Annotated in this window: 20 protein-coding genes and 1 pseudogene; 5 read left to right on the top strand and 16 right to left on the bottom strand. The window is 70.6% G+C overall.

What is annotated here, in order from left to right:
- Positions 1-2512 precede the first annotated feature (2512 nt).
- Positions 2513-2635: a hypothetical protein gene (locus ACZ6R9_RS28650; RefSeq protein ID WP_465541271.1), complete on the bottom strand. Its 123-nt coding sequence runs from the start codon at positions 2633-2635 to the stop codon at positions 2513-2515.
- Between the two features lie 606 nt (positions 2636-3241).
- Between ACZ6R9_RS28650 and ACZ6R9_RS28645 the strand changes: the two genes are divergently transcribed.
- The gene (locus ACZ6R9_RS28645; protein ID WP_465541269.1) at positions 3242-4249 is read left to right on the top strand and encodes a hypothetical protein; all 1008 of its coding nucleotides are present in this window, start codon (positions 3242-3244) and stop codon (positions 4247-4249) included.
- Positions 4250-4658: 409 nt separating this feature from the next.
- On the opposite strand, the gene ACZ6R9_RS28640 is transcribed toward ACZ6R9_RS28645, so the two are convergent.
- The 3 genes from ACZ6R9_RS28640 to ACZ6R9_RS28630 form a co-directional block, all read right to left on the bottom strand.
- Positions 4659-4964, bottom strand: a complete 306-nt coding sequence (locus ACZ6R9_RS28640; RefSeq protein ID WP_465541267.1) for a hypothetical protein — start codon at positions 4962-4964, stop codon at positions 4659-4661.
- Positions 4961-5314 carry a hypothetical protein gene (locus ACZ6R9_RS28635; protein WP_465541265.1) on the bottom strand — a complete coding sequence of 118 codons (354 nt, stop codon included), beginning with the start codon at positions 5312-5314 and terminating at the stop codon, positions 4961-4963. The genes ACZ6R9_RS28640 and ACZ6R9_RS28635 overlap by 4 nt, the downstream gene beginning before the upstream one ends.
- A gap of 101 nt (positions 5315-5415) precedes the next feature.
- Positions 5416-7011, bottom strand: a complete 1596-nt coding sequence (locus tag ACZ6R9_RS28630; protein WP_465541263.1) for a replication-relaxation family protein — start codon at positions 7009-7011, stop codon at positions 5416-5418.
- Between the two features lie 711 nt (positions 7012-7722).
- On the opposite strand from ACZ6R9_RS28630, the gene ACZ6R9_RS28625 reads away from it, so the two are divergent.
- Positions 7723-8574 carry a replication-relaxation family protein gene (locus ACZ6R9_RS28625; protein ID WP_465541261.1) on the top strand — a complete coding sequence of 284 codons (852 nt, stop codon included), beginning with the start codon at positions 7723-7725 and terminating at the stop codon, positions 8572-8574.
- 32 nt (positions 8575-8606) lie between these two features.
- On the opposite strand, the gene ACZ6R9_RS28620 is transcribed toward ACZ6R9_RS28625, so the two are convergent.
- From ACZ6R9_RS28620 to ACZ6R9_RS28595, 6 genes are all read right to left on the bottom strand, one after another.
- Positions 8607-9089, bottom strand: coding sequence for a hypothetical protein (locus ACZ6R9_RS28620; protein WP_465541259.1), 483 nt, complete (start codon positions 9087-9089; stop codon positions 8607-8609).
- A gap of 235 nt (positions 9090-9324) precedes the next feature.
- A complete protein-coding gene (locus tag ACZ6R9_RS28615; protein WP_465541257.1) occupies positions 9325-9846 on the bottom strand; it encodes an NUDIX domain-containing protein in 522 nt (173 codons plus the stop codon).
- Between the two features lie 519 nt (positions 9847-10365).
- Complete coding sequence (locus ACZ6R9_RS28610) at positions 10366-10998, bottom strand: hypothetical protein (RefSeq protein ID WP_465541255.1); 633 nt, start codon at positions 10996-10998, stop codon at positions 10366-10368.
- Positions 10985-12280 (bottom strand): ABC transporter permease, encoded by a 1296-nt coding sequence (locus ACZ6R9_RS28605; protein ID WP_465541253.1) that lies wholly within the window; start codon positions 12278-12280, stop codon positions 10985-10987. The genes ACZ6R9_RS28610 and ACZ6R9_RS28605 overlap by 14 nt, the downstream gene beginning before the upstream one ends.
- On the bottom strand, positions 12274-13050 hold the full coding sequence (locus ACZ6R9_RS28600) for an ATP-binding cassette domain-containing protein (protein ID WP_465541251.1): 777 nt from the start codon (positions 13048-13050) through the stop codon (positions 12274-12276). The genes ACZ6R9_RS28605 and ACZ6R9_RS28600 overlap by 7 nt, the downstream gene beginning before the upstream one ends.
- A gap of 59 nt (positions 13051-13109) precedes the next feature.
- A complete protein-coding gene (locus tag ACZ6R9_RS28595) occupies positions 13110-13454 on the bottom strand; it encodes a hypothetical protein (protein ID WP_465541249.1) in 345 nt (114 codons plus the stop codon).
- A 278-nt stretch (positions 13455-13732) separates the two neighbouring features.
- Here ACZ6R9_RS28595 and ACZ6R9_RS28590 point away from each other — a divergent pair, with 278 nt between their 5' ends.
- The gene (locus ACZ6R9_RS28590) at positions 13733-14089 is read left to right on the top strand and encodes a hypothetical protein (RefSeq protein ID WP_465541247.1); all 357 of its coding nucleotides are present in this window, start codon (positions 13733-13735) and stop codon (positions 14087-14089) included.
- Positions 14090-14391: 302 nt separating this feature from the next.
- Entirely contained in the window at positions 14392-15291 is a 900-nt protein-coding gene (locus ACZ6R9_RS28585) for a TniB family NTP-binding protein (protein WP_465541245.1), read from the top strand.
- Between the two features lie 715 nt (positions 15292-16006).
- On the opposite strand, the gene ACZ6R9_RS28580 is transcribed toward ACZ6R9_RS28585, so the two are convergent.
- The 6 genes and pseudogenes from ACZ6R9_RS28580 to ACZ6R9_RS28555 all read right to left on the bottom strand — a co-directional run bounded on the left by ACZ6R9_RS28580 (position 16007) and on the right by ACZ6R9_RS28555 (position 21787).
- On the bottom strand, positions 16007-16183 hold the full coding sequence (locus ACZ6R9_RS28580) for a hypothetical protein (protein WP_465541243.1): 177 nt from the start codon (positions 16181-16183) through the stop codon (positions 16007-16009).
- A gap of 340 nt (positions 16184-16523) precedes the next feature.
- Positions 16524-16733, bottom strand: a complete 210-nt coding sequence (locus ACZ6R9_RS28575; protein ID WP_465541241.1) for a replication-relaxation family protein — start codon at positions 16731-16733, stop codon at positions 16524-16526.
- 86 nt (positions 16734-16819) lie between these two features.
- The gene (locus ACZ6R9_RS28570; RefSeq protein WP_465541239.1) at positions 16820-18403 is read right to left on the bottom strand and encodes a caspase family protein; all 1584 of its coding nucleotides are present in this window, start codon (positions 18401-18403) and stop codon (positions 16820-16822) included.
- Positions 18400-18789 (bottom strand): effector-associated constant component EACC1, encoded by a 390-nt coding sequence (locus ACZ6R9_RS28565; RefSeq protein WP_465541281.1) that lies wholly within the window; start codon positions 18787-18789, stop codon positions 18400-18402. Before ACZ6R9_RS28565 ends, ACZ6R9_RS28570 begins: the two co-directional genes overlap by 4 nt.
- A 288-nt stretch (positions 18790-19077) precedes the next feature.
- Positions 19078-20412: pseudogene (locus ACZ6R9_RS28560) on the bottom strand (IS701 family transposase); the annotation flags it as partial.
- Between the two features lie 85 nt (positions 20413-20497).
- Positions 20498-21787: a serine/threonine-protein kinase gene (locus ACZ6R9_RS28555; protein ID WP_465541237.1), complete on the bottom strand. Its 1290-nt coding sequence runs from the start codon at positions 21785-21787 to the stop codon at positions 20498-20500.
- A 144-nt stretch (positions 21788-21931) separates the two neighbouring features.
- On the opposite strand from ACZ6R9_RS28555, the gene ACZ6R9_RS28550 reads away from it, so the two are divergent.
- Positions 21932-22360, top strand: coding sequence for a hypothetical protein (locus ACZ6R9_RS28550; RefSeq protein ID WP_465541235.1), 429 nt, complete (start codon positions 21932-21934; stop codon positions 22358-22360).
- Positions 22361-22365: the final 5 nt, after the last annotated feature.

Below are 22365 nucleotides of genomic sequence, written 5' to 3'. Positions count from 1 at the left end.
GGGGGGCGGAAGCCTACGGCTTGAGCTCCCGCTAGCGCGGGAGCAACGCCGCTGACGCGGCGTCAGCCGGGGGGTGACTGCTGCGCCGTCACCGTGCGTGGCGTTGGCCTCGGCTGCGCCTCGGCGGGTGGGTGGGTGGTGGGGGGTATTCGCCGGTGGCGAATTCGAGGGCTTGCTCGGGTGATTGGTGGTGGGCGTCGGGCGTCGCTGCGCTCCGCCTATCCGGTGGCTTTTCCCCGGGCCTACGGCCCGTCAATCGGTCGGCTTTCCGGTCTTGTTGGGCTGATTTTTTCACGGCCCTACGGGCCGGCTTCCTGGCAGGGTTTCCCGGGCTACGCCCGGGGGGTGAGCGTTGACGATGTGACGCGGAATTCGGGTAGTGGCCCATCCCTCCGGACGGGCGGGGTGCCGGCCGGGGCCTGCGGCCCTCGGCGTTGACGATGTGTCGCGGACTTCCGGTATCGGCCACAACCTCACCCCCGGGGGCCCTCCCCCGGTCCCGGCCAGGGGGCGGTCCGCCGCCTGGTTGCTGGGCTGACGGCCCATCCTCCGCCCCCGGGGCGGGCCTGCGGCCCTCGGGAGCAGCCTCCGGGCCACCCGCCCGGCCCGGGCCTCCCCAGCCCCGGTGACGGCCCCTCACGAACGGCCCGGACGGCGGGCCCTGACGTGCCCTCAACCGCACACTCCCAATCGGAATCAGCAGCGAATCCGGGAGCGTTTCCCCGGCTTCCGAACGGCTCTGTCCTACCAGTTCCCTGGCGAGTGCCGGATGCGAACAGGCAACCTCGCGAAGGCCGTCCATCACGGCTCTATCCGACCGCACTCCAGGTGGGAATAGGAATTCCCTTCCGCTCATTTTCAGGCGGCAATCCGAACCCTTTTCGAGGCGCAGCGGCAGGGAATCGAATTCGGGCACCTCGGAAAGGGGCCTACGGCCCTCGCATCCGACACGGCGACCGCCCTTCCAGACCGCCCAGGAAATCCCACCCAGCGACACCCGAGCAATTCCCGGAACGGCGACACCGAACCGAATACCGGACAAGGACTGGGCGCAGCGGGGCGCGGCACCGGGCGGCCAGGGCGGCCAGGGCGGACACGGGCACAGCGGCCGGACGGCCGAGACCGGCGCAGCGGGACGGCCTGGCGGCCGGCCAGGACGGCGGCCGGGGGCCCAGCAACGGTTCCAGCGGGGCGCAGCGCCGGGCGGCGGGGAGCCACCGAGGCCGACCAACCGGCACAGCCCGGTGCGACACAAGGTGCAACACGCCCACCCGCCCCCGCCCCCGGCCACATAACACCTGGTCAGACCCGCAACACAGCCCCGCGTTGCACCCCGCACCGGCCACCCCGCCACCGGCCACCCGCCGCCGAGCACCACCACCAGGACCAAGCCCGCCGACAAGGCCGGCCTTCCCGGCGGCCGCCGTCCCGGCCGTTCCCCACCGCCTCGGACGGCGGCCAGGACCGCCAGCACCTGGCGGTCGTCGACACCACCGAGCAGCAGCCGCGGCCCCGCCCCGGCCCTCTGTCGCACCCACCTGTCGCGCCCCCACCACACACAGGGGGACAGGGGTATCCGCCCACGTCACAACACGCGACAACACACCACGCGACAGGCAACGCGACAGCACACGCGACAACCCCCACCCACCACCAGAACCGCGCCAGGACGGCCTGACGGCCACCCAGCCGTCTGGCGAAGGACGCAGCGGCGGGCGGCGGCCCGAGCGGCGGGGCCGGGACCGACGGCCGGCCAGGACGACCGGGTCAGCCTCGGGAGCTCATAGTGGCCAGTCGCTGGCCTCCTCCCGGGCGATGTCACACCCTGCGGCGTGCCCCAGTTCCGCCCACACTCGCCGCAGCGCGGGAGCGGCCGATCGTCGTCGGGGTCCAGGTACTCGTCCCACCCGTCCTCATCCATGCCACGGTCAACGACCAGACCGACGAAAGGTGCCCGCCCAGTGCCGAACAACTGACCGCAGCAAGCCGACAGGACACAGCAAGGCGGACACGGGCACGGCCACCGGGAACGGCAGGCCCGGCCCAGACAGTGGCGACCGGAGAAGGGGGCGCAGCAGGCCCGGGACGGCGGCGCAGCGACGCGGGCACGGCCACCCGGGACGGCAGGAAGGGCGGGCACGGCCTGGACGGCGGCGGCCGAGCAGGGCACAGCAGGCCCGGACCACACCGGGCCCGACCCCCACCAAATCGAACACCAACCCCCGCCACCACCCCCACCCAGCAATTCCAACCCGAATTCACACCACCACCCGGCGGCCAATCCACCAAAACAACCCAATCGAATTAATGGCGGAATTCAGCCCCGAAAACAACCCACAACACCAGACCGACCCCCCAACCGGCCCGACCCGACCCCCAACCCCACCCATCACCACACACAGTCACCAAACCCCACCCCGAACACCCACCCCACCACCACCCAAACAGGCACAACCAAAGGTCCAGACAACCCAGCGAGAGAGGCCAAAACACGCCCCCCACAACCAACAGGTCACACCCGACGGCCCCTCGCCGGGTAGAGCTTGGCGTGCAGCACCCGGTCCTCCCACCACGGATCGGCCGGGACGGAGACCAGCGCGGCCACCAGCTCGCGCTTGGTCGGGACCGGCAGCACCAGCGGGCCCAAGTCCTTTGCGGCGCGGGCCTGTACGCAGTCGGGGCACTCCAACCGGTCCCGGCCGGGCCTTCACCCGCAGCTCCAGCTTCGAGCCCTCCTTCCCCCCGATCGAACCCCGGCACATCCAGCACGGGCGCAGCGCGGCGTTGGCCACGCGGGCGGCCTCCAGCCGTTCTTCGGCCTGGCCGTGAGCTGGTAGTTCCGCCGCTCCCGGTCGGGGCCGTCGTGCTCGTCCATTGCATCGAGGCGCAGGAGGCCAGCGGCGCAGCAGGAGAAGCAGGAGGTCGGCGGTGCCAGGTGGGGTGGGGTGATGAGGCTCTCTGGATTTCCCCACCCCACGCTCGGGTGTTCCTCAGACCTGCTCGCGCGATTCCCCACCCTGCGGCGTGCTGACCTGCGCGCCAGTCGGGAGAGGCCAGCGGCGGATGTGCCCGGCGGCCTGGACGACGTCGGTGGCGAGGCCCGGGTTTCTCCTGCTACCACTGCCGGCACCCGGCCTGCCTGCTGGCCTGGGTCCGCCGGAGCGCCTGGTGGAATCGCCACCGTGGGCCCCTGTCGGTACCGGATGGTTCGCATGGCTGTTGATCTTCAAAAGGAGCAGACGTGACAAGCGACGAGCCGGTGTGGGACCAGCTGCGGATGAACCCGGTGGAGGCATACGAGGGCACTGGGCTGGACTCGCGAACGGTCCTCGCCCAGATGCCCCAGCAGGTTAAGGACGGCTTCCTGCTGGACGAGGTCCCCTGGGAACGTTTCCTGCTGGGCCACCCCCCAGGTAAGGGCCTACAGGTCAAGCACCTGCTCGTGCAGGCCTGCTCCGCCGATCCCGAGACGGCCCGCCATGCGCTGGCCGGCCTGTCCTGCCATCTGTTCACGGACTACCAGGTCAACGCCAGCGCCCCGCTGCTCGTCCCGTTCCTGCTGCGCCTGGGCGTCGTCCCAGAGACACCGTGCCGCGCCCAAACCCTGGACCTGGCCGCCTCGGTGGCCCGCCACGGCGACTACGGGGCCACCCGCGGCTCCTTCCTGGTCACCGTCCAACCCGGCTTGCACTTCTCCTGCGACGGCTACTTGATGACCTGGACCATCGAAGCCTCACGCCTGGCCATCACCGCCGACACCAACCTCCTCCTACCGCTACTCGACGATCCGGCCCCGGATGTGCGGACCGCGGCCGCCGACGTGCTCGCAACCACGCTGAACCATGCCGGCCTCGTCACCGGTGTCCTGCGAGCCCGGCTGGCCATCGAGGAGGTCCCCTCGGTCCGCGCCGCGCTCATCCTGGCTTGCGCGGAACTCGCTCGAAACCACCCCGACCCCGCGGTCACCGCCTGGCTCGGTGCCTTGTGGCCCGACCCGCACCAGCCGACGGACGCCCGCGTCGCGGCCGCACTCGCCTGGCTCTGCCTCACCGACACCCCCGCCCCGGACTCCCTGCGGGCCATGGTCGATGCCTTCGTCACCGCCGACGCGGACAAGGTCCTCGACACGGTGCCGTGGTTCGCCCGCACCTACGGCCTGGCGAGCACCGTAGGACGGCTGGTCCACGGCCAGCGGTTCAGCTGGCCCATGCCCGACCTCGGGACAGCACCAAGGTCTCGCTCGCACTAGCCGCCGGAGGGCCGCTGACTCGGATGTACCTCAGTATCAGGGGCACAGCCACCATCCCGTGCCCGCTCGGGTGCGATCGGCATGTGCCTGCATGGGCATCAAGTGCACGACCTGGAGAAGAACTGCCGCAACCCCAGGCAACTGCCGCTCACCGGAACTCCCCACTCAGTTGAAGGTCAGATGGAGTGGGGAATTGTGAGTAGCCCTGGCCGTTTTCCGAGATCCTCATCAGGGGTGGCGCAGTTCGCCGGTGCGCGGGTCGAGGTCGGCGCGCCGCTGGGTGCCAACAGCCGCAACCGCCGCCACACCATCCCTACCGCCCGGGCCAAGCGCCCCCCGACCGCCCGAACTCGGCATCCGTTGGAAGTAGGCGGTCAGCGGTTCGGGCCGCTGCCGAGAGGTCAGGAATTCACTCCCCCGGGTCGAGAAACAGGGCGGTACAGCGGAAGCCGGGTAGGGGTGCGGACCACTCTTCGCGGGTCGCCCAAGCACGGGAGGTGTAGCCGCGCTCCTGGATGAGGTCCTCGATCGGGTCGGGATTCCAGTGCGGGCTGCCGCTGGGGAAGGTCCAACGGTATCGACTGGTCGTGGTGTCCAATGCGGTGATGTGCCAGCTCCCACCGGGTACCGGGAACGGGCGGGCAATGGCCAGCAGCGGTGCGCGCAGGGCTCGGGCCGATTCCAGCTCGGCCCGGACCGCCTCGTCGATGGTCACCGCTGCTCTCCTGCCACGGCGGCGGGCTCCTCGGACTGTTGCTCGGGCAGCGCCAAAGCCTCGGTCCCGGACTGCACCGTCCAGGCTGCCAGCCAGGTGCGGAGTTCCTGCTCGGTGTAGCGGCGCGTCCCCGTCTTGTCCTGCATGCTCTCGGGGACGGGGATACCGCGCTTCTCGGAGCGGGCGGGAGGACGCTCCGAGACCAGCAGGGGTGCAAGCGCCAGTACCCGGGCCAGGGACGCGCCCTGCGCCCCGGCCGCGACGGCCTGGGCGGTCAGCTCCACCCCGTGGGCGTCGGCCAGGCGTACCTCGGCGATCGCCCGCTTCCTTGCATCGACGGCATCGCTCAACGCCTTGAGACGAGAAGTCCACTCCACGCCACTGCCCAACGACCAAGGCCCGCCCGAGGTGCCGTCTTCGGCTGGTGGCCAGGGCCGAGGCGGTCGGATTCTCATGCTGCTCGGTCCTTGGGCGGGTGGAGCTTGGCGTGCAGCACCCGGTCCTCCCACCACGGATCGTCCGGGGCGGAGAGCAGGGCGGCGACTTGCTCGCGCCTGGTCGGGGCGGGCAGCACCAGCGGGCCCAGTTCGCCCGTCTCCCGATCGCTGACGCACCGCGGGCACTCCAGCCGGTCCGGGCCAGCTTTCTCGGTCAGCTCCAGCTCCGAGCCCGCCTTCCCCCCGATCGAGCCCCGACACGTCCAGCACAGGCGCAGCGCGGCATTCGCCGTGCGGGCGGCCTCCAGCTGTTCTTCGGCCTCCCGTTCCAAGCGCTCCTTCCGGTCCTGGTGGCAGAGCCAGCAGCGGCCGCCGGGGCGGCGGGTCCACTCGACCTGTCCCTGGCGGCCGTACTCCCAGGTGCTCTCCTCCTCGGGAACCTGGCCGCAGTCGATGCAGGCCAGGGAGTCCATCAGCTCCTGGTGGACCCGCTGCTGCTCGTCTTCGCGGGCGGCCTGGCGCAGGTCGTAGGCGGCCCGGTTGTTCGGGTTGTCCAGCGCCTCGATGAGGGGGTGCCGGCCCGAGCGGCCGAAACGCCACCACACCGGCCCGAGCGGCCCGTACTCGGCCAGCAGCTCCAGGGTGGTCGCGACGATGGGCACGGCGTCGTCGTACTCGCGCCACCCGTCGTCGTTGTAGTCACGGACCTCCCTGCACCACCGGCCGCGCCAGCAGTCGGCGGACAGCTCCGCGACAGCCTGCTGCCGGCCCTCCAGCGCGAGGGGTCCGGCGTCGGTGACGACCAGCGCGACCGGCGGGTACCCCGGCCGGGTGTGGCCGGGCCAGGTACGACGCCACCAGTGCACCATCCGATCGGCCGGCTCCCGGCCGGAGCGGGCCGGATCGTTGTCGCGGACCCTGGTGCGGAACAGCTCGCGGTACCGGGAAAACTTCGCGGCGACCCGCTCCGGGGCCATGGTCGAACGGTCGACCTCCACCATCAGCACCGGCACCCCGACCTCCGGGGCCCGCCACACACCGTCCGGGCGCACCTTGCGCCGGCCGCCCGGCAGCAGGAACTCCACCTCGGTCGCCCAGTCGGTCACGGTGCCGACCCCGCCTGCGGCTTCGGGCGCGGTGCCGCCGAGGACGAACGCGGTGATCGTCTCGTTGACGGCCATCGCGTGCTGGGCGCCGGAGCGGCCTGCGCCCCGAGCGGTACCGCCCATCTCCGACCGGACCATCCCGAGCACGGCGGCAGCCGCGTCCAGCCCGGCCGTGCCTTCCAGCCGCCACGTCTTGTGGCGATCCCGGGTGTTGCCGTCGGAGGCGACCAGGCCGTGCAGCGCGAGGTCACCGAGCGCCTGCCGGATCGCCTTGTTCGACGCCGCCCCCGGGCGCAGCAGCCGCTGGACCTGATCGGCCGTGGCGACCTTGAGGACGCCGAGCGCGCCAAGGACATCGGCCCGCATGGCGGTGGTCGAGCCGTTCGGGTTGGCCGCGCCGCGCCGGTACGCGGTCCGTCCCGGCCGGGCCGGACCGGCGGGCTCGACGGCGTCGGCCTGGTCGTCGTTGTCGTCGGGTTGGGCGAGGCTCTGACGGGTGCTCACGGGCTTCTCCTGGTGGTCGTGGTCGGCTGGCTGCCTCTGAGGGATATCCGGCGCTCCTGACAGCCGCCAAGCCCGTTGTTGGCCCGCGTGCCGCGCCCTCTCCCACCACCCTGTTCCGGCCCCGCCGCCGCCCCCGACCAGCGAGCGGCCGGTACCAGCCGGACGCGAGAAAAGGAAAGGCCCACGGCAGGTGCAACAACCCGAACCGACCAACCGACAACGCCACAACCACAAACCAAAACCAAAAGCAGAAAGACGGGAGAAGAGGGTTGTCAGAATGCGGTGGTGGCCCGGATTCTGGCGCTGAGCTGGGCGGATTCGTCTCTCGGGCCCGAGGTGGCCGGTAGGGGCAGCGGAGGGGGAAACGGCAGGGGGAACGGAATCGGTCCGGCAAACTCACCAGGGCCACCAAGGCATTGGTGAGTTTCCTTGGTGGGCCGTCAAGGAAACTCACCGGGCAACCTTGATGGTCATCCCAGCAGGTCAGAGGCGTGCCGATCAGTCCGACGAGGGCCCCGAGGTCGGGACCGGTTGGCGGACTGGATTACGGACCGCATTTCGGACCGGTAAGAGCGCGGGATACCTTGATACCGAAAGTTATCGAATCGTTATGGCCTACCAACCTTGATGGTGAGAAATCCGGTGAGTTTCGTGGGGTTCCATTCTCCGAGCACGGGACAAGCCCGCGCTTCGGAATGAGGGAGCACCTTCGTGCACGGGGATCTGGAGACCGACCACGACGTCCTGGTCACGCTTCACCGCTTCACGCTGGCGACCGCCGAGCAGCTCCACCAGCTGCACGGCGGCACCGCCGGGATCAAGCAGACCCAGAAGCGGCTGACCCGCCTGCACACCGACGGCTTGGCCGACTTCATGACCCTGCCGCAGGCCGGCCGGGCGAAGGCCTGGCACCTCACCGCCCAAGGCGCAGCGGTGGCGGCCACCTTCCCCGAGGCCCGCCGCACGGACGCCCAGACGCTGGACGGCGAGCAGTTCGCCGTGAGGCACGGTCGCGAGCACCTGCTCGACGTCGGCCGGATCCACGCCGCCTTCGTCACCGACGCCCGGGAGCGCGGAGAGGCCTGCGGCCCGCTCGACCTCCTCCCCGCCCCGGAGCTGCCCGCCGGCGGCGGGGTGTACCGGCCCGCCGCCGAGCTCGCCTACACCGCCGGCACCGGCGAGGAGCGCCACCGGCTGCGGGCGTTCATCGAACGCCACCGCCCCGGGGCCGGAGACGAGCAGACCGCGGCGCAGCTGGCCGCCTGCGCGCGGGTGTGGGAGCAAGCGGGCGAGGGCGCGGCAGGGCGGGCATGGGAACGGCGCTGGCGGTCCTTCCCCCGGCTGCTGGTCGTTCTGGTCGGCACGGCGGCCGCCGGAGTACGCGGCGCGGTGGCGGACCTGCGCCTCGCCACCGAGGAGAACCCGGCCGTCGCCGAGATGCTCACCACCGTCCCGGCCGGCGCCGCCCGCCTCGAAGACCTCCTCCAGCACGGACCGTCCGCACCCATCTGGCACCCACTCAGCGGCACGGGCGAGCGGCCGTGCGGGTGGAGCGAGCTGTAGGCGGCGGGCGGGAGCCGCGGGTGGCCTGCCGCTCAGTCGAGGTCAGCGGATGCCAGGGCCACGGCGAGCACCAAGTACGGGACGGCTCCCAGGCACTGCTCGGCCATCATGCTCGGATCAGGCGCGGCGCCCGCGTCGGCCAGGGCCAGGAGCGCGGCACCGACGGCCGCGTCGACCGCGGCGTCCAGAACTTCGGCCGCCGTGAACTCCCCGCACGCCGCCAGCTCGCGCACCAGGCCGGCGGCCTTCGCCGGATCGTCACGCCACAGCTCGGCGACCTCGTCACCGGCGCCTGCCAGGTCGATGACCGCGCCCTGCTCCGCGGTCGGCAGCGGAACGGGCCAGGACAGTCCGGGCTCCTCCACGATCTCCTGTGCCCGCGCCAGCGCCACCCGCGCGGCGCTGGTCCGCTCGGCCTGCTCCCGCTCCCGGGCGACTGCGGCCGGCCACCGGACCTCGTCCTCGGCCCGGGCCGCCTCCAGCAGCGGGGCGGCCGTGTGGCCGAGGTAGACCACCGGGAGGGGTCCACCACGACCACTTTCTGTCCGGGCGGGGCGTCGGCGACCGGCTGGTACAGCGCCTGCGCTGCCGAGGCGCAGGCGCCGACCGTGATGGTGAGGGCGGCGATCAGCCGGGCGTGGCGGCGCCGGCGGGCGGGCAGGTCCAGGCGGGCGGGAGTCGCTGTCACTCACGCACTATGGCGCGCCGCACCCGCCGGCGCGGCCGGTTTCCCGAACATCACCCCGCCGGTCAGCGCCACTGGTAGGACGCGCCGGTCATCACCGGGAGCAGCACCGGGCCGCCCACGGTGGCGTCGGGCTGGACGGCCTGGTGGAGGACGGCGCCGATGTCCGGGTACAGGTGGAGGCCGGCCGCGTCGGCCGCCGGCAGCCACACCACCGGCGCCTGGTCGGGGTCGTCCTGCTCGACCAGGGCGACGGCCTCCACCAGGTGGTCGGGCAGGTGGGCGGTGAAGACCAGGTACCGACGCCGGAACGACGTGGTCTCGCCCGGCCGCTCGGTCACCTGGTCCTGGACGAAACACAGCACCGGCGGCGCGGGCAGCACCACCAGATCGAGGCCGAGCTCCTCGAGCAGCTCCCGGCCCAGCGCAGTCTCGGGTTCTTCGCCGCCTTCGACCACGCCGCCGGGGAAGGAGAGCTGTACTCCGGCCGGGCGCTGGCGCCGAATCAGACACACCCGACCGTCGTGGACCAGCACCGCGCACACCCGCACGCGGACCGGCTCGCTTGCGGTGCCGCTGCTCGTCATGGCCGGTACGGGGTCATCGCCATGGCCGCCCACGCCTACCTGACCGTCCTGCGGGCCCAGCACCTCGAAAAGGGGCAAGACCCGCTCGAACGTCAGACCTGATCCCGCTTACCCTCCCCGAGATACGTCGGCTTATCGCCCACCTCACCCGGCCTGCTCACCACAGAACCGACCACGTCCTGCACTGGTCCGGATGGCGCCGCCGACGCCAACAGCAGGCCCGGACCAGCCACCACAAGAGACGAGGCCACAGCCCAAGAGCCGAAGCCTCGCCAGGATAAGCACCGTTGCAGTACTAGTCGTAGACGGCGTCGTCACCATGTACCGCACCGCTAACCTCACTGGCCTCGAACGGCAGATCACGGTACTTGAGGGTGCCAACGGACCGGACGAGCCCCCAACCATTGGCGAGGACACCGTCCATATCAAGACGGTACTGCCTCGGCCCGCCCGGCGAACCCGAAGAACCGGGCAGCGGGGCAAAGGGGAACCACTTCGACCTTGTCGGTCGCGGTACGCTCACCAGCGACGGCCGGATCTGGTGCCACTGCGCCTGCTCGCGGACCTCATCCGCCACGGAGTTGCCGCCACCGCGCCGCTGCCCAGGGCCAGCACGAGCACGGCGGCGACCCAGCCGGGGAGGCTGCCTGCTGGCGCGGTGGTCCAGTCCCACCACGTGTGCGGGTACCAGATCAGCAGCAGCGTCGAGGCCAGCGGAACGGCCCAACCCAGTTGGTGGCCGAGCAATCTGACGGACGCCAGGGCGAGTCCGAGCCAGAGCAGCAGCGACCGCACGAACACGGCGCCGGCACCGGGGCCGATCGCGAGGGCCTCGGCGCCGAAGGAAAACCCGCACACCAGCAGGGCGAGGCCTGTGCAGTACACGGCGCGGAGGCGGTGCATGGCGGCGGTTCCCATCTCCTCGTGCCGCGCCATCGCGCTGTCCAGTGCCGCCGTCAGGAACACGGCCGACAGCATCGGGAGTTCGCGCCGGAACGGGATCCCGGTCGTGACGCCTCCGCTGCCGATGGACGGGATCGCGATCCGGGTGCCCCCGAAGACCGCCGACAGCACGGCGACGGCCGCCGCGCCGACGAGGACGGCCGTGCACCGGTGGATCCGTGCGTAGCGCAGGAGGTCAGTGGCGGTCATCAGGTGTGCACCAGGAAGGGTCACGGAGGAGGTGGGCTCGCTCCTGGTCGATCCAGTTCTGCTGTTCGGCGGCCGGCATTCGCATGGCGGCGGTCGCCTCTTTCTGTGCGGTCCAGATCCCTTGGACGTGGAGGCCGTCGTCGGCGGTGGCCGGGTCCTGGCCCATCATGCGGTATTCGAGCCAGAGGTGGAGGCTGTCCAGTGCCTGCCACGCCCGTTCTTCGCGGCGAGGAATCCGGCACCGTCCGAAGGAGGCGGCGAAGGTCTGGTCGGCCATGGCGATGGCCGCGGTGCGGACGTGGCCTTCGGTGATGTCGAAGCCGCGGTCGCCGAGATAGGTACGACGGAGGCCGAACTCGTAGAACTCGCCCGGGACTTGGACCCAGGGTTGGGAGGTCCGGCCGAGTCGCTGGGCCATCAGGACGATCTCCGGCAGGTACTTGCGGTGTTCGGGCCACACGCAGACGCGCGGCGCGTTCCCGTCGGCCCGGTCGCACAGCGGCTCAACTGCCGTACCGGGGCGCTCCGTTCGCAGTTCGCCGGCTGCGGGCAGGGCGGCCGTCGCGGCAAGGGAGCAGACGGCCGCCACGACGGCCGCGGTGCGCAGGTGCCACGGTGTGGAGTGTCTCGGTGACCTGTTGCGGATGCGAAGGGGCGGGGCAGTGACGGCGAGGGCGGCGAGAGCGGTCGCGAAGGCGAGGCGCAGGACGACCGGAACCGGCCGCAGTTCAAGGTCCGGGGGGCCGGCCAGGACGTTGAACTTGAACGGCAGTACGAGCATGCTGATGAAGCAGCCGAGCGCGGACACGACGGGCGTGAAGCCGGGGGAGGGCCACCAGCGGCCGGCCAGGTGCCCGACTGAGGCGAAGATGATGAGGGTCGCAGCGCCCACCAGCAGGTAGGACGGCCACAGGAAGCCCGGTCCGGCGTCGCCGAACGAGACGGCCGCGGCGGTGAGGCATCCGACCCCGTAGGCGAGGAAGCCCAGGGTGAGACTGGCGGCGAGCCGGGCGGCCTCGATGCGCCAGCCCGGCCGTGCGGCGGCCAGCAGGAATTCGGGCATCCCCGCCCGTGAGGAGCGTCCGGCCTGCCAGGCGGAGACGCCGGCGAGCACGGGACCGAGGAAGAGGGTGACGACCTGCGCGGCCACGCTCGCCTCCGGCCAGACCCCGATCCAGTACCGGGAGCGCCCGAAGAGCACCAGCAGGTCCACGCCGACCATCAGCGGGAAGGCGATGAGCAGGGGCGAGCGCCGCAGTTCGATGCGGTAGGCCTTCAGCACGGGACGCCTCCGGAGGGCCTGGCAGTGTCCAGGACGGTCATGTAGCCGCGTTCCAGCGGGCTGTCGCCCGGGGCGGCCGGCGCGGCAGAGTCGGCCAACTGCCGGGGCGTTCCGGTGTGGACGATGCGGCCCTCGTTCAGGACCAGGACGGTGTCGCAGGCCGCGCCAACGTCCTCTACTAGGTGCGTGCTCAGCACCACGGCTGCTCCCGCTCCGGCGAGTGAGCGGATGAGGTTGCGGAAGTCGAGGCGCTGGGCGGGGTCGAGACCGACGGTGGGTTCGTCGAGCAGCAGCAGAGAGGGAGACCCGACGATGGCCGCGGCGATGCCGGCCCTGCGAAGCATGCCTCCGGACAGCGACTTCATACGGTCGCGGGAACGGTCGGCCAGCCCGACGGCGTTCACCGCGTCCCGAGTCGCGGCGTCGGCCTCCTTGGAGGGCACTTCGCGCAGCCAGGCGCAGTAGCGGACGAAGTCCGTGACGGAGAAGGCCGGGTAGTAGCCGAAGTCCTGAGGGAGGTATCCGATCCGGCGTCGCGCCCATCGGGCGTCGCGTTCGCCGGCGATCGTTCTGCCGAAGAGTTCCACCTCCCCGCTGCGCGGCGGCGCGATCGTCGCAAGGGTGCGGAAAAGCGTCGTTTTCCCGGCTCCATTCGGGCCGAGCAGTCCAGTCACCCCGGGCAGTATGGAAAGGTCGAGATTCCTGATGATTTCCCGGGTTCCGTACCCTTGCGCCACAGCTGCTAGCCTGGCGACAGGATCAGTCGTCATAAAAATGGTTCCCCATAAACGCGGGGGTGGGCCCACCGGATCGGCGGGCCCACCCTATTTCAGATCAGCAGGGAGACGTGCGTGTTGGTGATTTTGAACGTGCACTCGTTGGTGTCGTACTTGCCCTGGTAGCCGTCGTAGAGGTGGCTCCTGTGCTGCGGGTCGACTTCATAGTCGCAGGCGTACAGCGTGAAGTAGGTGTAGCTCGGGAAGTTCGACGCGGAGTCGCAGTAGCCGTGGCCGGACGTCGTGTACCAGTAGCCTCGGCACCCCTCGGTCCAGTCCGCCTCGTTGGAGGCGCTCGACGTCGGCGCCGTCAGAGTGATGGCCGCGGCGGCCAGCGCCACGACAGCGGCAGCCTTACCGATCTTTCCGCCCAGAATCTGGGCGATCGAAGAACCCATTTTCCCCTCCTTGAGAATGGGCGAGTGGAGTCGCCGACCCCATTTCCCCACCCGGGTAGGCGCTGCGCCCGGACGTGCTGAGGGCGCGAGCGCGCGACAGTCGTCCATCGTGATGCGGTTGCCCTGCACAGCCGGCTTGCCCGCTGCCGCGATCACTCGGAGAATATTAGTTCGTTACGGCGAGTAGGTAAAGCCCGCACTTGCATTGCACGCATATGGGGTGATTGATTCCAAAATATTAGATTTATTCACATCCCAAGGTAGGCCCAATACTTGAAATGGAGTTCTGCGGCGAGTTACTTCGGGGACATGCGGGTTCGGCATGCCGCTGGGCGACCCGCCGCCCGGCCGACGCACTCGACACCATCACCACCGCCACCGTGGAAGCGGGGGCGGCGAGCGGAACGGACCCCGGCTGGAAGAACGCGCGCCAAGAAGAGGGCACGGGCTCGGTGCCGCAGCAGGCCACCGGCCTACGGCACTTCGAGCGGGACGACGGCTCCAACCCGTGGCAGCCCTGGGCCGATTCCCTGGACGACGCGGAGGCGAACACGGACATGGACGAACTCGGCGACGAGGAGCCCGAGACCGGCTTCCCCCTCTACAACGCCCGTCTGAAGGCCGAACAGTGGTGAGGCGCAGCACGAACGACACCGTGCCAGGCGGTTCTGAACACCGCAGGGCGGCCAGGCCGGGCAGGACCGTACGGCCCGTCCCGGCGCCAGGCGACCCGGGCGCGCGTGAGGCCGCCGGGCCATCGCACGCGGCACCGCCGGCGCCGGCGATCCCGTGGGCGGCGAGCAGCACCGGACCCGGGCCGGCGCCGGACTCGCCGCAGGACGACTGGGCGTACGAGTGCTCGACCTGGGACGGCTTCCAGCGGTTCGTCGACACACCCGTGCCCGCCCCGCCCACCCCCGGCGCGCCGGCGCGCAGCGTGGAGGACAAGCTTGCCTACCACTCCAGGTTCGTGCCCGTGCAGACTCCCGCCATCGACAAGGTCTCGCGCACCGTGCGCACCCTGATGGTCCTGGGGCGCCACCAGGACACCACCGCCCGGCCCTCGCTGATCGTCACCGGGCCGGCCGCGTGCGGCAAGACCACCGCCATCCTGCACATCGGGCGCGCCTGCCACCTGGCCTCGCACGCCCGCGCCGGCGCGGATGCGAGCCGGGACACCGTGCCGGTCGCGTACATCCTGGTGCCGCCGGGCGCCACCGCCAAGACCCTCGCCGCCGAGTTCGCCCGCTACCTCGGCATCCCCGTCACCTCCCGGATGACCCAGGCCCAGATCACCACCGCCGTCTGCCACACCTACGCCGCCGCCCGCGTACGCCTCGTCCTCATCGACGAGATCCACCGCGTCAACCCCCGCACCAGCACCGGCGCCGACGCCGCCGACCTCCTCAAAGACCTCACCGAACGCATCCGGGCGACGTTCCTCTACTCCGGCATCGACGTCACCGACACCCCGCTGTTCACCGGCGTGCGCGGACAACAGCTCGCCGCCCGCGCCAGCCTCATCGACACCGGCGCACTCCCGCTCCGCCACGGCACCCGCGAACCGTTCCGCGACCTGGCCGCCGCCATGGACAACGCCCTCGACCTCGACCACCACCGCCCCGGCACACTGCCCCGCCTGGCCGGCTACCTCCACGCCCGCACCGGCGGCAGGATCGGCAGGCTCTCGCGCCTCGTGCGCCAAGCCGCCATCACCACCGTCCTGGACGGCACCGAACGCATCACCCGCGCCGTCCTGGAGGACATCGACCTCGACCACCTCGCCGAAGAGCAGTACCGCCCCCACACCCCCGCGCGCACCACCGCCCGGCGATGACGGTCATGCTGTACGCCCCGCCCCTCGCCCCCGGCTGCCAGCGCGTACGGCCCCTGCCGCGCGAGAGCACCGCCTCCTACCTCACCCGCCTGGCACACGCCTACCGGCAGAGCCTGCCCCAGCTCCTCGACGCCCTCGCGATCGCCGTCGACGCGCAAGGCAGAAGCCTCGCCGCCGTGCCCGGCGCCGAACTCCACCCCAACCGCGCCGCCCAGGTCCGCATCGCCACCCTCGCCCGCATCCCCCACCCCCACCTCGCCCGCGCCCTGCCCCACTGGGAACCCGTCGCCCACACCCGCCCGGCCCGGCCCGGCAGCGGCCACGAACTGCCCCACATCACCTGGCAGCACACCGCACGCCACCGGCAACCACCCATCCCCGCCTGCCCCGCCTGCGTCCTGCACCACACCCGCGGCGCCACCCACACAGCCTGGGCCTACCCCCCCCCGAACACCAGCGCCTGTGCACCCGCCACCACACCTGGCCCACCACAGGCGAACACGGCCACTTCCTCAACACCGCCGCGCTTCCCGAACTCGAGCGCGCACAACGCGCCCACCAACGCCTGCAACGCCGGCACGGCGCGGACCTCGCCTGGAGCTGGGCCCAGACCATCACCACCCGCTGGTACGACCACCAGCAACACCTCGCCAGGCGCTGGCACCGGCGCACCAGCACCCTCGCCGCCACCAACCCCCGTCTCACACCGCGCACCTCATGGGCACTCCTCGCCCGGGACGCCGTCACCTACCCCGAAACCGTCACCCTCGCCCGCGCCCTCCACCACCACCGCGTACTCGACGCCCCCAACGGGGACAGCCCCCGCCGCCACACCCACCCCGCCCACGCCGCGTTCCTCCACCACACCGCCACCCAGCTCGGACTCCCCCACCTGAACCCGTCCGACAACGACCCCCTGCGGACATGGATCCACCACCACACCCAGACACGACCCAGCACGCCATCACCGCGCCGCACCGCCCTCCGGACAGCACGCACCCACACCGGCGACACCAACTGAAACAGGTCACCTGCGGGGCTCTCACCACACCCGCAACACCCAGAAAACGTCTCGAAGGAACAGCAACTCCCTCACCACACCCGCGAAACCACCAGCCCAGCACCCACAAACCCCTCCGCTGGCAACACCACACACCCACCAGAACCCAACAGCGCGGCCCCGCCCCGATCCAAAACCCTCTCAACCAACCCGCGAAACTCCAGGCCCGGCATCACCCCAACCCCCACCCCCACCACCACCCCATAACCGGCTCCCGGCCGGCCAGCGCGGGGTCGGTGCTCTTCACCTTGGTGCGGAACAGCTCGCGGTAGGCGGTGAACTTCGCCGCCACCCGCTCCGGCGCCATGGTCGAGCGGTCGACCTCGACCATCAACACCGGCACCCCGACCTCCGGAGCCTGGAGCACCGCATCCGGGCGCATTTTGCGCCGGCCACCCGGCAACAGGAACTCGGTCTCCGGTTCTACGCGCGGCAGGACCAGTTGATCTACTGACGGGGAAGAGTTCTTTACGCAGCGGATGGGTCCCATCGTCGGCCGCCGTATCGGGTGAAGGCATCGGCGAGCGCTGTGCGCTGCTGCTCGGTCATTGGCCCGAGAACGCAGATGGGGAGCAGGCCGTCCTCACGACCCGCGACTGAGCCGAGCCACGGGTAGGGCCATCCCGCCGGGGTCGAAACGGTCAGTTCGTCTTCGTTCCGGGGCCTGATGTGGACACCGACGTACAGGTGCGCGGCTGAGCCCGTGATCTCCGCGAGGTTGCCGTATGTGGGATGGATCTCCTCGACAGTGACGTGCTCGATCCGATCCCAGGTGTACTCGCGCCGCCCTGCGGCACTGACGGTCTGTATGTGGTTCGGTCCTACATGGAGTGCCCAGCCCGTTCTGTCGTTGCGTAGACGCTCACCCCACGCCCGGCCGGCTGCCGGAACTGCCAAGCCTACGGCCGCGATGGCGGCGAGTATCCCTGTGAGGAGAAGGGCGGGACCTGGAGTCATCTCCTCCTTGCCGGGCGAGAATTCAAATTGATATCCCGGTGCCATTGAGAGGGTTACTACAGCCACCAGCACCGAGACCGACGCCATGATCGCCATTGCCTTCCAGCCCAGCTTGCCTACCTCCACGGCGTAGTCGGGTAGAGGTTCCTCGCCGGTCCAGGACATACTGAAGGGCCCGCGACGTTCAGGCAGCTGCCGTGTGGGACCTGCCAGCTCCATGGCACGGTCAGGCAAGGATGACCCTGCCGTGCGGTCGAGAACTGTCGCGGGCGTAGTGGTGCCAAGGCATTCCCGGATGCGGCGGAGACGTTCAGGTACCTGCAGCGCCGACTCGGGCCGTCGCGCGGGGTCTTGTGGTGTATCGGCCCGATCCATCCGGCCACGGGCCAGGGACAGTGCCGCAGCGGTGTCCGTCGCCCGCTGCCGCGGCCGCGGCAGCCCTCGGGAACCGAGGTCCGCCGCGACACTGCGGTACACCTCGTCGAGAGTGAGCGGCTCCACGCTGTCCAGCGCCGCCAGCAGCGCCCCGGTGAACGCGGTGTATCGCTCCCCGGCCGGCGCGTAGGACGGCGTGGTCGCGCTGGTGGACGTCATTGTGTAGGTGCCCGCGATGGACAACTGGCCATCCACCACGCCCTCCTCACCGGCCATCACGTCGATGGCGCGGCCGGAGAAGCAGCAGTCCAGGATCAGGACCCGGGCCGCTGCGCCGCTGGCGCCGAGGTCCTCGCGCAGCAGGTCGACAGCCAGCGCGCTGTACTTCGGCGCGCCGGCCCGCGTGGCACTCGTTGCCAGGTGCAGCCGGCCCCGGTCGTCCACCAGACCATGCCCGGCGTAGTAGACCAGCAGCATGTCCGAGGCCTCGGCGGCCGCCCGACCCACCGCGCGGCCGATGTCCACGACCGACGCCAACGGAGCGACCACCGTGCAGTTCCCCGCTTCCAGCACCCCCGTCCGGACATCCGTCAGGCGCCGCCGCAGACCCACGACGTTTCCCCGTACCGACGGCAGGTCGGCGAGGTCGGGCGCCTCCGGAAAGGAGTCGACACCGATCAGCACGGCGCGCGAGCGCGCGGGGTCCGGGAAGCGGCTCACTCCTGCTGCTCCGGTCCGTCGGCCAGCCGGGCGATCTCCCTCATCAGCCCGGGCACGTCGTCCTTCGCCACTTGCGCGTCCGCCTCGACGCTTCGCCCGCCCGGTCCCGTGACGATGACTCTCACGTTGGCGCGGCGCTGGCTGAACCACGCGGAAAGCGAGTTGGCGAAAACCGCCCCTGCTCCGCCCGACCCCAGCGCAACGGTGAGCACGTCCAGCAGACCGCCCATCTCGCCGCCGGTCCCGCCGTGCGATGCCTCCAGGCGTAGCCGCCCGCGCAGGCCGTCCTCCAGCCTCAGCCAGTCGAACAACGATTGCAGCGCATCATGGTCATCGGCCACCGTGACCCGCAGGAGCCGCGCCCCCGCACCCGCTGTGACGTCCATGGAACCATCGTGCCAAGAGCTCCACGCCCTTTCACCGACTTCCGTGGAAATCACCGGACTTGGCGCCACCGTCACGGCCGTCCCGCCCCTGATGTGCCCGGGGAAGTCACCAAAATGTGCAACGGATCCATCAGGGTGTCCGGGACGGCAGTCAAGGAATCCGCCAAGGATGGCGGCTCGCCCTTGGCTCCGGACCGGGCAGCGCCGGCCCGGATAGCGATGCTTGGGGTCGACTCCATGCGTGCCCACTGACACGGCAGCTGTAGATCGTGATCTTTGTGGTTGGTATGTGCTGGCGGCTGCGGTGACCTCGTTCCAACGGCGGTGAGAGGCGGCTGCGCGGTGCTGGTGACGGCGTCGCCAGTGTGACCAGCGCAGGATGTGTACCAGGTCCCGGCATGGCGCGGGCAGGACGGCGGCCCGGAGTAGGACAAGGAGTTCGGGCCGTGTGAGGGGGATCAGCTCAGTCTCGGATGACGAGTTGGTGGGGCGGCTCCGGGCGAGAGCCGCGGCCAGGAGAGCGGCGGCGACCAGGCTGATCAGGCTCCAGCGCATCCAGGAGTTCCAGCAGGTCACTTGCCCTTGGTCGAGTCTGGTCAGGGACTTCGCGGCGCGGAAGTCCTCCTCGATGCGCCACCTCGTGCAGACCACGGCCACGAGGTTGGCCAGAGCGACAGGGGTGGTGGAGTGGCAGTGGTAGAAGGACAGTTCGCGGGTGTAGCGGTGGCGGCGGATGAGCAGGACGCTGTGTCCCGGGTCGTATCCGGGTGGGGTGTCGTCCGGGTTGATGTCGATCATCGCCCAGTCGTAGTGGCGGTCGCCCTTGGTGCCATGTCCGGTCCGAAGCCGTTGCCAGGCCCGGCGGGGTAGCTTGGCCAGGAGGGTGGTGGCGGTGAACCGGCCCGCCGGGGTGGTCACTGGGTGGCCGGCGGGGACGGCGATCGCATAGTCGTAGCCCAGCTCGCGTATCCGGCACCGCAGTTCGCGTCCGCCGTAGACCTCGTCGGAGGCCACCCAGCGGGCGGGCAACCCGGCATTGCGGGCGCGTTGCAGCATCGTGGCGGCCAGTTGGGGCTTGGTAGCAAAGGCCAGCTCATCCGGCACGCCGGTCAGCTCGCGGCGTTCGTCGTCGACCGCCCAGTCCTTCGTCAGGTACAAGGCCCGGTCGACCAGGGCGTGTCCGGCGGCGCTCGCGTACGTCAGGTGGACGGAGACTTGGCACAGGCCGATCCCGCCCAGCGCGCCGGAGTACTGGCGTGCGGCGCCGACCGCGTCCGTGGACGACTTCTCGTCCCCCGTCTCATCGATCACCAGCACGGCGTAGTCGTCGGCGAGATGGCCCACGGTCCAACTGGCCAAGCGGTCGCGCACGGCGTCGTGATCCCACACCGCGCGGGCCAGGAAGTGCTGCAAGCGGTGCGGGCCGCAGTGGCCGAGCGCCTCGGCCAGCGTCCAGCAGTTCGCCCGCTCCACGCCCATCAGCATCGCCTTGGTCATCTCCCCGAAGGTCTGCCGCGTCTCCCGGCGCGGGAAGCAGCCCGCCACCAGGCCCATCACCTCCCCGAAGCCGTCCCGCCACACCTCTTGCGCTACCGTGGCCGCCGCGTCCGGATTTGTTGTCACAGACGATCATGATCGCGGCGGCCGCACCCATTCCCGCGTCCACCCCACCCCGGCTGACCAGCGGCGACGCGCTATAGATCACAATCTACATCTGCTGTGGAGCTGCCTGGGAATCGCGGACCGACCGCGCCCGCCGGGTTGTGATATCGCGGTAGCAGTACGCCGCGATGGTCACGACAAACCCTGCGTCGAAGAGCAGCTGGACAGGGACAGGCTTGTCGTACAAGAAACCGTCGTACCAGCCACCCCATTTTTCGATCACCTCCACCACGAGGCCCGCGGCGATGAGTACCGTGGCCGCGTACCCCGCTCCCCGCGTCAGGCCGCTGGAGCGGGGTGTGAGTACTGCCGTCAGCACCCAGGTAGTTATCAGGGCGAAGAGGAACACGCGGCGGCCCACGGGCATGAACTCGTAAGGGGCCAGCAGGGTGTAGAGCAAGAACAGGCTTACCGGGAGGCCGAACCGCGTCGCGCGGTCCAGGCTCAGAGGCGTTCCGTGGAGGTGCGCCAGGGCATTTGCCGATGCCGCACCCGGCTGCGGGGATACTATGCTCGACCCGGGGGCGGAGACTGCGGGTGTGAGCAGAACCGTGGCGGGCATTGTTGTGGGGAACGGGGTGAACTCGGCTGCTGGCGGCGTGGGCTCGGGTGCACGGTCGAGTTGCCGCAGTGCCTGGGCGAGGGCACCGGCGTTCGGGTATCGCTGGGTGGGGTCCTTGTGCAGCAGGGTGAGCACGAGGTCGTCCCAGGCCGGAGGGATGCCCGCGGACACCGAGCTTGGTGCGGGTGGTTCCTGGGTGAGGTGCGCCGAGAGGAAGCCCACGGTATCGGGGGCCTGGAACGGCAGCCGACCTGTGATCAGCTCGAAGAGCAGGCAGCCGAGCGCGTACAGGTCGCTGCGCGGCTCCGGGAAGCCACGCGCCTGTTCGGGCGCCATGTACGGGGGCGTGCCGACGATGAAGCCGGTCTGGGTTAGACGGTCCGCAGTCGCGTAGGGGTCGGCCGCCCTTGCGACGCCGAAATCGAGCACCTTCACGATGCCGGAAGGTGCGATGAGGATGTTCGACGGCTTGATGTCCCGGTGCATGATCCCGGCGCTGTGCGCATCGGAAAGCGCATCGCATATCTGCGCGCCCCACCGGGCCGCGACCGGCGGCGCGAGGGCGCCTCGGCGCAGCATCGCGTCCAGGCCCTCGCCACGGACCAACTCCATCACGAGGAAGGGGACTTTACTGTCCCCGGCACCGTGCTCGCCGAGGTCGTGGATCGTCACGATATTGGGGTGCTGCAGTCGGGCGGTGATCCGTGCCTCGCGCAGGAACCTGGCGCGTGCCTCGTCGCCGCGGCTTCCGCCACCGGCGAGCAGGGAGACCACCTTCCGACTCCGGGGACCTTCAGGGCATCGTGCAGTTGCGGATGCTCGGCCAGGGCTACGACTTCCCGCCTATCACCGTTGTCGTGCCGATCCGCCCCTACGGCAGTTTCGGCGAGTTCTACCAGTTCATCGGACGCGGTGTCCGTGTGCTGCGCCACCCGGGCGTGCCCGCCGGACAAGCAGTACCTGGACGTGGTCTGCCACGCCGAACTCGGCCTGGAGGACCACCTGGAGGCGCTGTGCGCGGACAACGACATGGACCCGGCTCTGCTGCTGGACGCCCCGCCCATCGAGGCCGCCTCCTTCCAGGGTGACGGGCAGGAAGGGGACGACCCTGCGGAAGGTGCTGGAGGCGACGACGGTGCGGGCGGGATGGACGCGTTCGTCCTGTACGAGCGAGGACGGGTGGAGCAGCGCGTCGTGCATGAGCTGGATCGGGTGGAGGCTAGGCGGGCCGAGCGGGAAATGGAGTTCATGGCGCAGCGCTACGCCGTCTACGCGCAAGGCACGGCGTCGCCACTGCCGTTCGAGAAGTTCGTCGAGCTCATGCGGAAGGTGACCGGTGGCAGCTGACCCGT

Source organism: Kitasatospora sp. NPDC048662, assembly GCF_055587065.1.
This window is presented reverse-complemented; position numbering and strand designations above follow the sequence as displayed.

Coding starts and splice junctions, on each gene's coding strand:
- ACZ6R9_RS28615 (WP_465541257.1), bottom strand. CDS start 9,846: ATGACGAGCAGCGGCACCGCAAGCGAGCCGGTCCGCGTGCGGGTGTGC.
- ACZ6R9_RS28610 (WP_465541255.1), bottom strand. CDS start 10,998: ATGACCGCCACTGACCTCCTGCGCTACGCACGGATCCACCGGTGCACG.
- ACZ6R9_RS28600 (WP_465541251.1), bottom strand. CDS start 13,050: ATGACGACTGATCCTGTCGCCAGGCTAGCAGCTGTGGCGCAAGGGTAC.
- ACZ6R9_RS28595 (WP_465541249.1), bottom strand. CDS start 13,454: ATGGGTTCTTCGATCGCCCAGATTCTGGGCGGAAAGATCGGTAAGGCT.
- ACZ6R9_RS28590 (WP_465541247.1), top strand. CDS start 13,733: ATGGAGTTCTGCGGCGAGTTACTTCGGGGACATGCGGGTTCGGCATGC.
- ACZ6R9_RS28575 (WP_465541241.1), bottom strand. CDS start 16,733: ATGCGCCCGGATGCGGTGCTCCAGGCTCCGGAGGTCGGGGTGCCGGTG.
- ACZ6R9_RS28565 (WP_465541281.1), bottom strand. CDS start 18,789: ATGGACGTCACAGCGGGTGCGGGGGCGCGGCTCCTGCGGGTCACGGTG.